Raw genomic sequence first — 13,870 nt, 5'->3', positions numbered from 1 at the left:
CAACCACAAAGATTTACATCCCCAAGGTAAGATTAATGGTGTTAATTGAGAATGTCATAGAGAACCCAATTTTCACTCACATGGTGTCGTTTTCCCTCGGCGCTCTAGGTTCATACGTTGTTTGGTGGATCTTGAATCATAAGTGGCTTCCAAGCGTGAGGTTTGGTGAAGAAATTTGTCGTTATAGTGTTGGAAGCGACAAAGCGTTGTACGTCTGCGCTTTCGAAAATTCCGGGCGGCGTGACATGATTGATGTTGAAGTCGTCACAAGACTTGGCGTTAAGAAATTTAATGATTCAGAAAGTTGGATCTATTTCAGCCTCAAGTCGAATGCTTCTCAGATTCCTGTCATTGAGCCTGGTCGCCGTTCTTTGGTGAGGATTTTCGATCAACGTCAACCTCTAGTTTACATAGATGAACCCCCTCCATCTCTTCGCGACAAAATTGAAACTTGCAAAAATCTTGAGGAATTGCTGTCACTTAGTCCAATTTCGGAAGTCCGCCTTCATGTTTTTGGCTACGATAGTTTCAGCGGGGTGCGTCACCACTTTGCGTCGCCAACGTATTCAAAGAACGATTTGCGTTCAGGCCGATTTAAGGGTCTTGTTGTGGTCAAAGCTTAATGTCGAGTGGCTTAGGTCACTGTATTTCGCGCGAACGGGCAATGCATCTCTCAAAACACATGGCGCTGATCTATGGAAGTTGAAAGCGAAGAATGGTGCCTCAAGAGGGCCTCGAACCCCCAACCTTGTCCTTACGAAGGACCTGCTCTACCAGCTGAGCTATTGAAGCTTTCAGGCCCTACTATGATCCTACTAGCTCTATGTATCTGACGATAACCCTTTGTTTTCAATGATAGTTATCGCGGGGACCAGCTAATTTCGAATGACGTGCTTTACGAGCTGAGCTACAACGGCGTTCCGGACCTTACTATGGCCCACCAGCTCTTCTCCTTTGCCGCGAACCCGTTGGCTTCGCATGTCATTCTCGCGAGGACGAACCTCCGGTTCTGCTCCATCGGGTCTTCCTCGCCGGATAGAGTCCTCAAGCGTCTGTAGCACCAAGTTTCTCAAAACAAGTATTGGGAAATTCAAAACTAGGCTTTTTGCCAAAGTATGAGCCGGGTCGAGTCGGGATAATGCCAGGAAGGATAGTCCGGCACTGTTACCCGTAGACCAAAATTCGCGCAGGCCTGCTCTATTTCTTTCTCATCTATATGGTTGGCAATACTACCCCACACAGCGGGCTTGCCGTCCATATTCCAAAGCGAAGTCTTGTGGTCTGCGGGTAAGTTAAGTGGGAACTTAACGCTCGCTCCCTTTTGATATTCAGGATGGGTACGTCCAAGAAGGCGGCCCCACCAGCTGGTTCCGCCAGCCTGTTTCAATCCAAGCGGCCGCGCCCAGATTTCACGCATTTGCTCTCCGATTTGAAGTGCCGATTCAGGGTCAGTTTCATTGAGCCGTGCAGCAAGATCCATGTAATTCTTCGGCATTGAGCCTTGATCTAGTTTGCTCATTTTTCACCTCTGATTTTTTCTGATTTTCTGGCAGACATCGCGTGTCAAAACCGAACCTATCGCCAACAACAAGAACTCAATCCTCTGAAAAATATATATTCTTTTCCAACATGGGGAGCGAACTACCCGCATGAATCCAGACACCGGGAAGGACCCGCGCATATCTTCGTCATGCTACGAACCTGCCTCTCCTTTCCGGGCCAGAAATTCTGCCAAATTTCGAGGCAGGCCCCCATCATATTCCATTATAGCAGCACGTTCCTCGAAAAGGTCTTCCGGCAGCGGGAGTGGTTTGCATGCGGGAGGAACTCTTTGCGGCATCTGCGGCATCTGCGGCAAATTCCTTGTCGACTTCTTAGAGTTCGATTTCCTGTCGTTTCTCGGATCTCCCGCGGGGAAGATCTCCTCCATGTTTTCAAAACAAGCCCTGACGAGATCATATCTTGCATCGCTCATGTCTCACTACCGAAACGCACAATGCGCCAGTAAGTTCTGCTGTTTGCCCCGTCGATAACCTGCTTACCCTTTACGCGAACAAGCCAACCATGCGCCTCAAGCCTTTGGATGCACCGTGACAACGTGTTACCATCGCGGAGATGGCCAGGCCCCTTTTTCATAAGCGTCCGCTTGTCGACAAACTCCCCACCCCAGTTGTTGTGAAGCCAACGGCGTATCGTTTCAGCATCGCACAGATCCTGCTCAGGTCGACCTGTGTCGGTGATCCGCTGCATCTCCGATAGGTACCACTCCATCATTGCAACACCATTCACCATAGCTTGCGCAGCGACCTCGTCGGCTCCCTCGTTTGAAAAAATACTTTGGATGCCAGCGATGCGGGCCGCCATTTCGGGCGCTTTGGCCGCAAAGCCAGACATGTATTCGAATGCCCCGCCCTCTCCCGAGGCGCCTTCAACCCGGTTGTAAAAGACCTCCAGCAAATTGCGGGCCTCATCTGAAAGTTTAAGGCGTCGTGGATTTAGTTCAGCGCGTGTATCAGGGTGCAACGGAAGTTCGAGACCCAACAGCTGGGTCACCCGCGCATCAAAATTCGCCAACAGCAACTTCGCCAACTCCAGAAGCTCTTCGTGTGCAACGCCTTTTCGGATCATTCGAGATCCAATCTTGCTGCTTGGCCACGCGACGAGAACACGAGAGAGGAGGCCTTGATCTTTCATCGTCGGGTCGCCAACCACGCTCTGCGCCACTCCAGGCTGGATCATCAAATGAAGCGACACGCGTTTCCCGCAAAGCCAGACGGGTTCTGCCGACGCCCTGCTTTTGCTTAGGGGTGCCCCGTCCCAAAGTTTAGAGAAACCAGCGGCAGTCTTAAGGGCGTTCTCGCGTTTCATGCTGTGGCCACCAAAAAACTGCCCACCCTCGTCTGTCATTACAGCTACCGAAGGATGGCCGTTCTCCAACTGTCGGAAAAGTCCTTCAATCGTTGGATCGCTAATCCTGATCGCGGGAAACAGCGGAGGTTCCGGCGGGAGGTCCAGGTCTTCACCATCGAGATCAGACTCAATTACCTCAGAGTCTTTCGAGGAAGAGCGTCTACGACTTTTTTGATACTCGAGCTTTTCAGCTTCGTATTTCCTCTTTTCTCGGGTGTAGATGCGCACGCGTTCCTGATCAATCCGACCGATTGCGGCCGTAGCCAATGAATCGCAGGCGGACTTGCGTTCTCCTGACTGAGCTACCGTCAGTGCGAAGCAGCTGATAGGGACATATCCTTGAAGAGTTTCCACATCCGCAAACGCTTGCGTGGCAACGCTGGCAACCGTCAAAACACTTTGCATTGCAATAGCGTCTGGCGCTTGAGTAAGCATTGCTATGGCCTTGGCAGGGTCTGCCAGAGGACCAAGCGCCTGCCAAGGAACAGGTTCCGCGTCTCTCAACTCCCCAAACAGAGGCGTTGGGTCCATTTCTTGCGCGGGGGCATAGCTTTCCCGTTTGCTGAACTTTGCAGTTAGCATTCCTAATCTCCAATTTTTCGATAACAGAGCTTCTTCGCTCAGATTTTCTTAATAGGGGTCGGCGCCAAAGCTAGTGGCAGAGCCAGCGCGAATTGAGAGTCAAAGTCTAGCACTTAGCAACTCATACCCTGCCCATTGCCTACCATTAGGCGGCTTCTGCAAGGCTGGTCTCCCAGGTCTCAATTGAGGAGAGCTTCCAACGCGTGCACCCGGGCGACAAGCTGACAGCGCGCGGAAAGCCTGGGTTTGATCTGTGCCAGCGCCACACTGTCTGCCGGGTGACATTGAAGCGAACGGCTAGATCAGTGTCAGAAAGAAACGTTTCGTTCATTGGTTTCACCTTTTGTTACTGCTGAAACCAACATGTCTACGAAGTGCGGTACCCGCAAAGTAAATGAATTGACGGCCAGTTTTTTTACCGAAGCCTCAGGCGAGCTCGATACAAGTTCTCAAAGCGTTTTGCTCTGCTGTCCTGGTGAGCAAAGCCTTCTTTGAAAGCCATCTGACGCGCGGCCTCTGGGATACTGATTCCCCGAACCACCATGACACGCATTTCATCTAGAACTCCAGCGTCCTTGCGCCATTTCGGCCGGATTTCTACTTTTCTGCCCAATTTTTTCTTTACCTCAGCCGGCTCCAGCACTGCTAGTAGATCAGAGATCTCCGGCAGAGGTTTCGACATAATATCCGCTGTTTCAAAAAACTTCTGGAAGCGCCGTTGCTGATCCAGGTCGGGGCTTTCCATGCCGGCACGTAAGTTACTCCATCGCTCGGCAAACTCGAGAAATTTGACAGGAATTTTGATGCCGTCGGAGTTCAGAAGCCCCGACAGCGGCCCTTCTTCCAGCTCTTTACGCAAGCGTGTTCTCTTGTCCTGATACTCGCCTTTGGCCTTCAGGCGATCGATCTCTCGTAATGCCGCGCGCTTTGCTTCAATTTCCAGGCTTTCGGTCTTTTTGTCTGTTGTTACCGGACCGAGCGTCTCTTCTATATCCAATTCGTCCATCGTGGCAATGTAGTATTCCTCAGTCTCGAGGAGCTCGTTGAGACCCAAGTACTTCAAATGTTCTGCCCGCGTCATTGCCTTGCCTCTTTAGTGTTTTCCCAGCAAAAAAAGCCCCCATGCCTCCATCATAGCCCGACGTTTTTCCAACTGATCGGAGCGATCATAGGCTTGTTGGACCTTGTTCCCCACTTTGTGTGCGAGCGCGATTTCTGCCATATCTCCATCGAACTGGGTGCGTTCTGCCACCCATGTGCGAAACGTCGACCGCAACCCATGTGGAACAGCGGGCTTGTCGCTGCGCGCATCGATAAAGCCCCTGTCGCCTTCTCGTTCATCAGCGGCATGGATTTTCCGCATCACCGCCGCAAGAGACGCATCGGAGAAAGCCCCGCCGCGCGGGGCCCAGAACACCAGCGGGTTATCTGCAGCGCGTGGCAAAGCCTGCAAGATCTTTAGCGTTTGAGGTGTCAGAGGCACGCGATGCGGTCGGCCGGACGGGGGGATCTTGGAGGACTGCCGACCGGGCTGGATGATCCACAGCCCGCGATCTAAGTCAACTTCATCCCAAGTCGCAAAACGAACGGCGCCAGTACGCGCAGCCGTTAAGACCTGGAATTCTAACGCACGCGCACTGATCCCAGACCGCGCCTTCAAGGCGGCAAACCATCGCTCTGCATCATCAAGTTTTAGGGCTGGGTAGTTTCGCCCGCCGGTTAGCTTGGTTGGGGCTGGCAAAACCATGTCGAGATTGCCGCGCCACCTGGCGGGATTTTCTCCGCTGCGGTGCCCGGCCACCGTCGCGTAATCCAACACCCGCTCGATCCTTTGCCTGACTTTCGAAGCGGTCTCGGTCTTGTTCATCCAGATCGGCCGGAGTGTCTCCAACACGTCCTGCAAAGTAATGTCGGTGACTGCCATATCCCCGAGGGTCGGGATTGCATGCCTTTCCAGCGAAGCGCGCCACTGTTTGCGATGTAGGGCGCTGTTAAATTCGACGGTTTTCTCTTCCGCGTAAGTTGCAGCTGCCTGCTGAAATGTCAAAAGCTTGCGTCGCGCGGCTTGCCGCTCTGCAATGGGATCGATGCCCTGCCTCAGCATATCCCGCGCTTCGCGCGCATATTCGCGGGCCTTTGCTAAAGGAACGTCCGGATAAGGCCCTAAGCCGGCCTCCCGACGTCGCCCATTGTGGCGGTAGCGAAACACCCAGGACCGTGCACCGGTACCTGTCACTTGCAGTGCAAGCCCGGCAACGCCGCCCACAGCATGCACGCCAGTTTGGGAAAGACGTTTGACCTCAAGGGGCCCCAGCTCCTTAGCCCGTTTCGGCAAAGATCTGCCCTTTGTTCAAACAGGGAATCGAACTTGGCATGAAAAAACCTACCCCTCTCCTACCCATCCAAAAACATGTGACACAGTGTTATTTCATGCGACAAGTGCGGACAAGGGATTTCCGACAACTATTTGAAAATAAATCCAAATGAGACAGTTTGTGACAGCGGTATTCAAGTGATACTCGCCTCCACTTAACCTCAAGAAACTCAACGCATTAGTATGGGTGTTTCGGCTACTTGGTTTGAGCTTCCCTTTTTGGTTGCGAGCTGCAGGTGGTTCCAGAGTGATTCAAGCCGCATCGCTTTCATTTTGCCTTCGGCAAGCACCCTGTGTTCGAACTTGAATGCGTTAGAGGAAGTCGTGCGCTTTAGATATGGTAAGCCAGAATTCTTGGCGCCTGCAGTAATTTAAGTGCTCGCCCTAATGGAAATCCCGACTAGGGAAGAGACGCTTGGCCTGTTCACGGGGGTGACGTGCCCGTGGTGGCGCACGATTGGCACGCGGTGCATCATCGGCATGAGGTTGAGTTATACCAATCGCATCGTCCATCGGATGCCCCAGTTCTGACAGCTTGTGCGACATGTCCCTGATATCCTGCGCGATCAGGTGTACAACAATGCCTTCACGCTGCAGATATCCGGTCACCTGCAAAAGCCGTCCCCCCATAACGATGCGGCGAAACTGCTCATACACCTTGGGCCAGACCACCACATTGCTGACGCCGGTTTCATCCTCAAGTGTCAGAAAGATCACCCCCGAGGCCGTACCGGGTCGCTGGCGGGTGATGACCAGTCCGCACACGCTATAACGCCCGAGCGGTATCTTGTGCAGAGAGTTGTGGGCGATAAGCCCCGGCATGGATGGACGCAGAAGTTCCATTGGATGCGCGCGCAGGGTCAGGCGAGTCGAGACATAATCTTCGACGACCTCTTCCCCCAAATGCATCATCGGTAAATTCACATCGGCTTCTGAGATACTTTCTCCGTCAATCGGGTCGTTAAACAGCGGCAGTGGTTGCTGGCTCCGGATGGATTTGACATGCCAGAGCGCCTCGCGCCGGGTCAGCCCCATATCAGCGAACGTATCGGCTTCGGCCAAGCGCGCCAGAGTCGCAGGGATCAGCCCTGCCCGCAGCCAGAGGCTTTGCGGGTCGTGGTATCCGTTGCCCCGGGCTGCCACGATCCAGCCGGCCTCCTCTTCTTTGAACCCTTTGATCTGGCGAAACCCCAACCGCAACGCCAACCCACCATCCGTACGACGCTCCAAAATGTTGTCCCACTGACTGCTGTTTACGCAGATCGGGCGCACTTCGACCCCATGTTCGCGCGCATCCCGCACAATCTGGGCCGGCGCATAAAACCCCATCGGTTGGGAGTTCAGCAGAGCACAGGCAAATACCGCCGGATGGTGACATTTCAGCCAGGCCGAAACATAGGCCAGCATTGCAAAGGCAGCGGCATGGCTTTCCGGAAAACCATAATCGGCAAAGCCTTCAATCTGTGAAAAACAGCGCTCGGCAAAATCCATATCGTAGCCGTTGGCAAGCATTCCTGCGATGAACTTATCCCGAAACGTACCTATGGTTCCCATTCTGCGAAAAGAGGCGAGAGACCGGCGCAGACGGTCTGCTTCCTCTGGCGTAAATCCTGCGGCGACCACTGCGATCTGCATCGCCTGTTCCTGAAACAACGGAACACCAAGAGTTTTGGCCATAACTTCCCGCAATTCTTCCGAGGGATAGCTGACCTCTTCCAATCCCTGGCGACGCTTGATGTAGGGCTGCACCATCCCCCCCTGAATCGGGCCGGGTCGAACGATAGCGACTTCAATCACCAGATCGTAAAAGATACGTGGGCGCATTCGGGGCAGAAAATTCATCTGCGCCCGGCTTTCCACCTGAAACACACCGATGGCATCAGCCCGACAAAGCATGTCATAGGTGGCTTCATCCCCTTGTGGAACCGAAGCGATGGTAAGTGATTGCCCCTCGTGCTGCTGCAGCAGACCGAATGCCTTCCTCACGCAACTAAGCATTCCCAGGCCGAGCACATCGACCTTGAGGATGCCAAGCGCGTCGATGTCATCCTTGTCCCATTCGATGACCGTACGGTCCTCCATCGCCGCGTTCTCGATCGGGCACATCTCGTCCAACCGTCCCTTGGTGATAACAAAACCGCCGACATGCTGTGACAGGTGACGGGGGAACCCGATGACTTCACCGATCAGGCGAATGGTTTGCATCAGGCGCCGGTCACCGGGATCAAGGCCCAGTTCGCGTATCCGTTCGGGATCGACCCCGCCATTGGTCATGCCCCAGATCTGGCCCGACAATCCGGCGGTCACATCCTGTGACAACCCCATCACCTTGCCCACTTCGCGAATGGCAGCCCGGGAACGGAAATGGATGACCGTGGCACACAACCCCGCCCGGTGGCGGCCATATTTTTCATATATCCACTGGATCACCTCTTCGCGCCGTTCATGTTCAAAATCCACGTCGATATCCGGCGGCTCTCCCCGGTATTTTGACACAAAGCGTTCAAACACCATGGTGATCTGATCGGGGCTGACATCAGTGATACCCAAGAGGTAACAGAGGATCGAATTTGCGGCGGAGCCTCTCCCCTGACACAGGATGCCCTCTGATCGGGCGAACTGTACAATGTCATGCACAGTCAGGAAGTAAGCCGGAAAGCCCAGATCGCGGACCAGTTCCAGCTCCTTTTTCATGAGGTTCAGGGCCTTATCCGGCGCGCCACCGGGATAGCGCCGTTTCAACCCATCATGAGCCAGCCGTTCCAGCCGCTCCTGCGGTTGCTCGCCCAGACCGATTTCGTCGGGATATTCATAGGACAATTCACCCAGATCAAAACTGCACTTGTCGGCGATCTCCAGCGTGCGACGCAGGGTGCCGGGATGGTCGCGAAAAAGGCGCGCCATATCAGCTGCCCCTTTCAGCCGCCGTTCGGCGTTAGGCAGGGCGCGTGTGCCTATATCGTCAATGGTGATGCCTTCGCGCATACAGGTCAGAACATCTGCCAGTTGCTTGCGGCTGGCATGGTGCATAAGCACGTCGCCCACCGCGACCATGGGGGCCGAGGTCCGCTGAGCCAGCCGCGCACAAGCAGCAATATAGGCCTGATCACTGCCGTCATAACGTGGTGCCGCCCCCAGAAAGACGTGGTTGGGAAACCGTCGTCGTACTTTTTGGATGTCCCGGGTGGCATCCATTAACTCACCTTGCGGCAAAGCAACCAGGATCATGCCTTTGCAGGCCTCAAGCATATCCCTGAGATCCAGATGACACTCCCCTTTTTGGGCGCGCCGTTTGCCCAATGTCAGCAGACGGGTCAGTCGTTGATACGCTGCCCGATCACGCGGCAGCGCCACCCAATCGACCGAACTGTCCTGCAAAACCAGACGGCAACCGACAATCAGTCGCGGCACATGAACCGTCCCGGGATTGGCAATAGGCTGCGGAATGCCAACCTCCTGCCTTGAACAGGAATCGACCCGGTGTTGGGACCGGATTTTGATCGCCTCTTCCGCCTCACGCTTCAGTTCTTTCAGTGCAGTCCAGGCCCGCACTACGCCAGCCAGAGAATTCCGGTCGGTGATAGCGAGTGCAGCCAAACCCAGCGTCGCAGCGCGCGTAACCAGTTCTTCGGGGTGCGAAGCACCGGTCAAAAAGGTGAAGTTGGTCGTCACGCAAAGTTCGGCATATCCCAAACGATCCGTGTGAGGACTGAGCATGTCCTGATGAAACGCCTCAACCGGGCGATGTGTGCGGTTCACCTCGGTCATGCGAACTCTCCCTGCACAAACCAGCCCGGATTTTGCGGGGTATAAAACAGCCAGAGCCGCCATCCCTGCCGTGTCTGAACCCGCCAGTAATCACGAACTCCCGAACGCCAGTTCTCATCCTCCAGCCACCATTCAGGGGCGATGCGTTCCGGTCCCGTGGCACGCTCGATTGAAAGCGCCATACGCCGCCAGCGAAACCTCTGCGGCGGACGTGATCCCGCCCCGGCAATCGACTCGGGCGGGAAAAGACGCAAAGGCCGTGGGCGCAAAGCCACCCATGCGCCGCCCGGCTCGGAATAGGCTGCCGGGGCCAGAATAGAGCTGCGCTCGGGGATATGACTGTCCGCAGGCAGGTACCGGTGAACGTTCTCCAGCCCGATGCGGTTTCCGATCCGGGTAATCAGATCATACACCTGATCCACACGCCCCGCTGAAACGTGGCTGATCTGCTGTACCGGCTGCGCCTCGACCTGTGTGGCCTCAATCCGCATCCGGTCGATACCAAAACCGGCATCGACCTCTCCAATCCCGCGTTCAAAAAGTGGGAGTATCCGGTTCGGATCACGCAACGGTCGGGCCAGACGCAATTCGACTGTCTGGCTGTCGTGATCCACACGATCAAGTGTCAGGCAAAGCCGACGCGCGCCGACCTCCTGTGCCTTAAGCTTCGCACAGAGCTGTTCCAGCAGCCGCTCGACCCCCGCCCTGACATCCGACACCAGCCCAATCGGTTCCGGCAAGGTCAGACGCACGCCATACCGTGGTGGATCAGCCAATGGCGAAATCTCTTCAGGCTGCGCCCCAAGCGCCTGATCCAGACGCATCAGCAGTTCCGGCCCCAAACGCCGGGCCAGCGGCGCACGTGATGTTGCTGCAAGATCCGAAATCCTGCGCAGTCCCAGCCGTTGCAAAGCAACCGACGTATCCTCCTGCAGCCGCAATGCCGCCACGGGCAACGCCCCTATCGCATTCAGGGTATCACCCCGGGCGGCCACGCCCTCTTGGTAATGTGCCAATGCCCAAGCCGCGCCCCGCGTATCGGCCAGTCCGATCCGCACCGACAGCCCGACCCGTGCCAGTCGCCTGCGCATATCCGCCAGCATCATGGGTTCCCCGCCAAACAGATGCGCGGAACCGGTCACATCCAGAACCAGCCCATCCCGCCCCTCCAGCCCCACCCAGGGGCAATAGCGCGTCGCCCAGCGCCGCAGGATATGCAGGAACTGCACATCGCCCTGCAGATCGGCAGGCTGGCTTTGCAGGTCAGGACAAAACGCACGGGCATCCGCATAAGGCATGCCGCTGTGCAGGCCCTGACGCTCAGCTTCGCCATTCAGACAATAGATGCGGTTGGCATTGTTCTGCTTGAGGGTAAGGGCGAACGGCCCCTGAACCGGATTCGCCCTGAGAACCCGGTCGCTGGGCAACCGGAAGAACCATAGCGAAGCAACGCGTTTTTGCACCCCTCTGAGCATACCTGACACCAAATGTTCTGTATTTGTTCTAAATAATCTTTCACCTTTACCATGTCGAGTCATATGGGTGAAATACCCAGCTAAATGACCAAGGGTTCCGGCTGAACCACTGACCGTCAGAATTGAGGTGCGACATGGACTACTCCCGCCATACCAGTGGCAGACACGACGAAATTATCGAGTTTTTCGGAGCTGTTTTCGCAGCCTCCGAAGGTGATGAGGAAGGTCAACTGATCGCAGGGCTGGTGAAAGACATTCTGGCAAAGACCAAACCTGGTGACATGTATGTCTTCACTGCCACAAATGGTGGCACTCTTACCGGGTGCATAATTTTTACCCGCCTCGAGTATGAGCAGGATGACCGCACCGTATTCATGTTGTCCCCTGTGGCCGTTGCAACAGGCCAGCAAGGGAAAGGCGTTGGACAAAAGCTCCTGACGTTCGGGCTGAGCGATCTGCGCGGGCGCGGCGTTGATGTGGTGATCACCTATGGCGATCCGAACTACTATTCCAAAGTTGGTTTTGAACAGATTACCGAGCAGCAGGCCCAGCCACCCATGAAGCTTCAATATCCGCATGGGTGGCTGGCACAGTCTCTTTCGGATCAGGATCTTGCGCCTTTGAAAGGGCCACCACAATGCGCCGAAGCGTTCAAAAACCCGGCTTATTGGTAGAACCCTCTCGACTATCATCCGATCACTAAATCGTAAGGCCGAAGCGCCCAGACCTATGTTGATCTATGCGCTCTAGCGCCCCTGGGGACCACTTCGTACCCCGGTTCTTCCGGCTCATCATCCAGCATTTCGGTCGGGAAACCCGGTGCGCGAATATCCAGTCCGGTGGCATCTTCCAGTCGTCTGATGATATTGGGCGACAGCTCGCGGTCACCATACCGGGCAATTCCGTCCTCGAAAATCTTGATCATCACCGGGTTCATCTCCAACGGCACCCCCGCACGATCTGCGACTTCCTGAAACAGCCCGATATCCTTTTTCACAAGATCCATTGTAAACGAGATATCACGTGATCCATTCAGGATGACCTGACTTTCGGTTTCATGCACAAATGAGGTTCCTGATGAGATCTTGATCGCCTCATAGGTCGTATTCAGATCCATCCCTGCAGCCTTGGCAGTGACCAGGGCTTCGGCACAGGTGATCAGGTTGGCGGTGGCCAGATAGTTGGTCAGCACCTTCAGAACCGAAGCAGACCCCAGGTCACCGGTATGCAGAATGCGGCGCCCCATGGTTGTCAGAAAGGGCAAAATCCGTTCAAATGTTGCGCGGTCACATCCGGCAAAAATCGAAATATTGCCCGTAGCTGCACGATGGCATCCCCCGGAAACAGGGCAATCTACTGCGGCGCCACCGCGTTCGATCACCATGGCACCCAACCGTTTCACCTCGGCCTCATCAGTGGTGGACATCTCCATCCAGATCTTGCCCGGACCAACCTCTGGCAGCATTTCCTGCATCACGGCATCCGATGCCGCAGGGGATGGCAAGCAGGTGATAACCGCATCACAATCCCGCATCAGTTGCGCCGGACCTTCAGCAGCCTTGGCACCCTGCGCAACAAATTCAGCAACCAGATCCGGGTTCAGATCATGAACTGTCAAATCAACCCCGTTACGCAGCAACGAACCCGAGAGCTTACCCCCCACATTCCCCAGACCGATAAATCCAACCTTCATTGCGAATCCTCCCTGTGGGCTATGCCCGAACCGTTTTCACGCGGAGTATTCACCTTGATAACCCACAAATGAAACGAATAATAATCGATCTTATGGGCAAAAATTTTTGGTGATAAATGGATCGTTTACCAAACCCTTCCTGGCTGCGTAGTTTCGAAGCTGCCGCTCGGCATCTGAATTTCACCGCAACCGCGCAAGAACTGGGTCTGACACAAACCGCGGTATCCCTGCATATCCGCTCATTGGAAGCCGAGTTGGGCCAACCTCTTTTCACTCGACAGGCAAGACGACTGGAATTGACCGAGCTTGGCCAATCCTATGCTTTGACCGTTCGGCGCGCTCTGTCTGACATAACCCTTTCGACCAACAGTTTGTTTGGCCCAGCGTCTCAGCAGACGCTGACCATTCGCGCGGCAATTTCAACCATGACTTATTGGCTGGCTGCCGAACTACCTGAATTCACCAGCCAACATCCCGATATCCCTGTGCGATTGGTGACTCACATCTGGAATGACACCATGGGTTCTAGCGATGTGGATATCGATATTCGGCTGGGCTATGGCGACTGGCCGGGGCTCAGGGCAGAGAAGCTTTCGGATGAATGCCTTGTTCCGGTTTGCAGATCCGGCACCACAGCGCCAAGCAAGGCAGAGTTCCGTGAAAGTCCTCTGATCCATATCCTTGGGTATGAAGACAACTGGGCGCGATACTTTGAGGCACATGGCATTCACCAGCCTGAACTTCAGTCTCAGTATTCGGCAGATACCACGGTCACCGCGTTGCAACTTGTGATGGCGGGGGCAGGCTACGCCACAATCCTTGAACGCTTTGCCCGGAATGCGATTGCGCAGGGTGCGCCCTTGCAGATCGCCGGACCACCGATTCCCTTTGCTCAGTCCCATTACCTGATCCGCTCAGATGGCGCGCCCCGCCCGACGGCCTCTGCCCGCCTCTTTGAGACCTGGTTGCAAGAACGGATCAAAGCGGATGCCGCTGACTGACCACTGCAAGTCGCTTTTCCATCCCGGTGATCTGAGAGCGCCTCCATTCGCTTGACAACGCCCCTTT

At 55.1% G+C, this 13,870-nt stretch carries 11 protein-coding genes and 1 tRNA gene; 4 read left to right on the top strand and 8 right to left on the bottom strand.

What is annotated here, in order from left to right:
- Positions 1–80: 80 nt before the first annotated feature.
- Complete coding sequence (locus ACR0IO_RS05200) at positions 81–623, top strand: hypothetical protein (RefSeq protein WP_480739885.1); 543 nt, start codon at positions 81–83, stop codon at positions 621–623.
- Between the two features lie 93 nt (positions 624–716).
- Here ACR0IO_RS05200 and ACR0IO_RS05195 read toward each other — a convergent pair.
- From ACR0IO_RS05195 to ACR0IO_RS05175, 5 genes are all read right to left on the bottom strand, one after another.
- Positions 717–792, bottom strand: a tRNA-Thr gene (locus ACR0IO_RS05195).
- A gap of 304 nt (positions 793–1,096) precedes the next feature.
- The gene (locus ACR0IO_RS05190; RefSeq protein ID WP_480739883.1) at positions 1,097–1,519 is read right to left on the bottom strand and encodes a hypothetical protein; all 423 of its coding nucleotides are present in this window, start codon (positions 1,517–1,519) and stop codon (positions 1,097–1,099) included.
- Between the two features lie 452 nt (positions 1,520–1,971).
- Positions 1,972–3,492 (bottom strand): YfjI family protein, encoded by a 1,521-nt coding sequence (locus ACR0IO_RS05185; protein ID WP_480739881.1) that lies wholly within the window; start codon positions 3,490–3,492, stop codon positions 1,972–1,974.
- Positions 3,493–3,907: 415 nt separating this feature from the next.
- Positions 3,908–4,573 (bottom strand): hypothetical protein, encoded by a 666-nt coding sequence (locus tag ACR0IO_RS05180; protein ID WP_480739879.1) that lies wholly within the window; start codon positions 4,571–4,573, stop codon positions 3,908–3,910.
- 12 nt (positions 4,574–4,585) lie between these two features.
- The gene (locus ACR0IO_RS05175; protein ID WP_480739878.1) at positions 4,586–5,827 is read right to left on the bottom strand and encodes a tyrosine-type recombinase/integrase; all 1,242 of its coding nucleotides are present in this window, start codon (positions 5,825–5,827) and stop codon (positions 4,586–4,588) included.
- A 90-nt stretch (positions 5,828–5,917) separates the two neighbouring features.
- Between ACR0IO_RS05175 and ACR0IO_RS05170 the strand changes: the two genes are divergently transcribed.
- Positions 5,918–6,025 carry a TraR/DksA C4-type zinc finger protein gene (locus tag ACR0IO_RS05170; protein ID WP_480740835.1) on the top strand — a complete coding sequence of 36 codons (108 nt, stop codon included), beginning with the start codon at positions 5,918–5,920 and terminating at the stop codon, positions 6,023–6,025.
- 225 nt (positions 6,026–6,250) lie between these two features.
- Here the strand turns inward: ACR0IO_RS05170 and ACR0IO_RS05165 are convergent, their stop codons facing one another.
- Together ACR0IO_RS05165 and ACR0IO_RS05160 are read right to left on the bottom strand one after the other, a co-directional pair.
- Positions 6,251–9,634 (bottom strand): error-prone DNA polymerase, encoded by a 3,384-nt coding sequence (locus tag ACR0IO_RS05165; RefSeq protein ID WP_480739877.1) that lies wholly within the window; start codon positions 9,632–9,634, stop codon positions 6,251–6,253.
- Complete coding sequence (locus tag ACR0IO_RS05160; RefSeq protein ID WP_480739876.1) at positions 9,631–11,109, bottom strand: Y-family DNA polymerase; 1,479 nt, start codon at positions 11,107–11,109, stop codon at positions 9,631–9,633. Before ACR0IO_RS05160 ends, ACR0IO_RS05165 begins: the two co-directional genes overlap by 4 nt.
- Before the next feature lie 134 nt (positions 11,110–11,243).
- Here ACR0IO_RS05160 and ACR0IO_RS05155 point away from each other — a divergent pair, with 134 nt between their 5' ends.
- The gene (locus tag ACR0IO_RS05155) at positions 11,244–11,783 is read left to right on the top strand and encodes a GNAT family N-acetyltransferase (protein ID WP_480739875.1); all 540 of its coding nucleotides are present in this window, start codon (positions 11,244–11,246) and stop codon (positions 11,781–11,783) included.
- A 53-nt stretch (positions 11,784–11,836) separates the two neighbouring features.
- Here the strand turns inward: ACR0IO_RS05155 and ACR0IO_RS05150 are convergent, their stop codons facing one another.
- The gene (locus tag ACR0IO_RS05150) at positions 11,837–12,802 is read right to left on the bottom strand and encodes an NAD(P)-dependent oxidoreductase (protein ID WP_480739874.1); all 966 of its coding nucleotides are present in this window, start codon (positions 12,800–12,802) and stop codon (positions 11,837–11,839) included.
- A gap of 116 nt (positions 12,803–12,918) precedes the next feature.
- Between ACR0IO_RS05150 and ACR0IO_RS05145 the strand changes: the two genes are divergently transcribed.
- The gene (locus ACR0IO_RS05145) at positions 12,919–13,803 is read left to right on the top strand and encodes a LysR substrate-binding domain-containing protein (RefSeq protein WP_480739873.1); all 885 of its coding nucleotides are present in this window, start codon (positions 12,919–12,921) and stop codon (positions 13,801–13,803) included.
- Positions 13,804–13,870 lie beyond the last annotated feature (67 nt).

It is taken from the genome of Ruegeria sp. CE12, from assembly GCF_056537525.1.
This window is presented reverse-complemented; position numbering and strand designations above follow the sequence as displayed.

Bases quoted from the DNA above. Each gene is read 5' to 3' on its own strand.
- ACR0IO_RS05200 (WP_480739885.1), top strand. From the start codon at position 81: ATGGTGTCGTTTTCCCTCGGCGCTCTAGGTTCATACGTTGTTTGGTGG.
- ACR0IO_RS05190 (WP_480739883.1), bottom strand. From the start codon at position 1,519: ATGAGCAAACTAGATCAAGGCTCAATGCCGAAGAATTACATGGATCTT.
- ACR0IO_RS05185 (WP_480739881.1), bottom strand. From the start codon at position 3,492: ATGCTAACTGCAAAGTTCAGCAAACGGGAAAGCTATGCCCCCGCGCAA.
- ACR0IO_RS05180 (WP_480739879.1), bottom strand. From the start codon at position 4,573: ATGACGCGGGCAGAACATTTGAAGTACTTGGGTCTCAACGAGCTCCTC.
- ACR0IO_RS05165 (WP_480739877.1), bottom strand. From the start codon at position 9,634: ATGACCGAGGTGAACCGCACACATCGCCCGGTTGAGGCGTTTCATCAG.
- ACR0IO_RS05160 (WP_480739876.1), bottom strand. From the start codon at position 11,109: ATGCTCAGAGGGGTGCAAAAACGCGTTGCTTCGCTATGGTTCTTCCGG.
- ACR0IO_RS05155 (WP_480739875.1), top strand. From the start codon at position 11,244: ATGGACTACTCCCGCCATACCAGTGGCAGACACGACGAAATTATCGAG.
- ACR0IO_RS05150 (WP_480739874.1), bottom strand. From the start codon at position 12,802: ATGAAGGTTGGATTTATCGGTCTGGGGAATGTGGGGGGTAAGCTCTCG.
- ACR0IO_RS05145 (WP_480739873.1), top strand. From the start codon at position 12,919: ATGGATCGTTTACCAAACCCTTCCTGGCTGCGTAGTTTCGAAGCTGCC.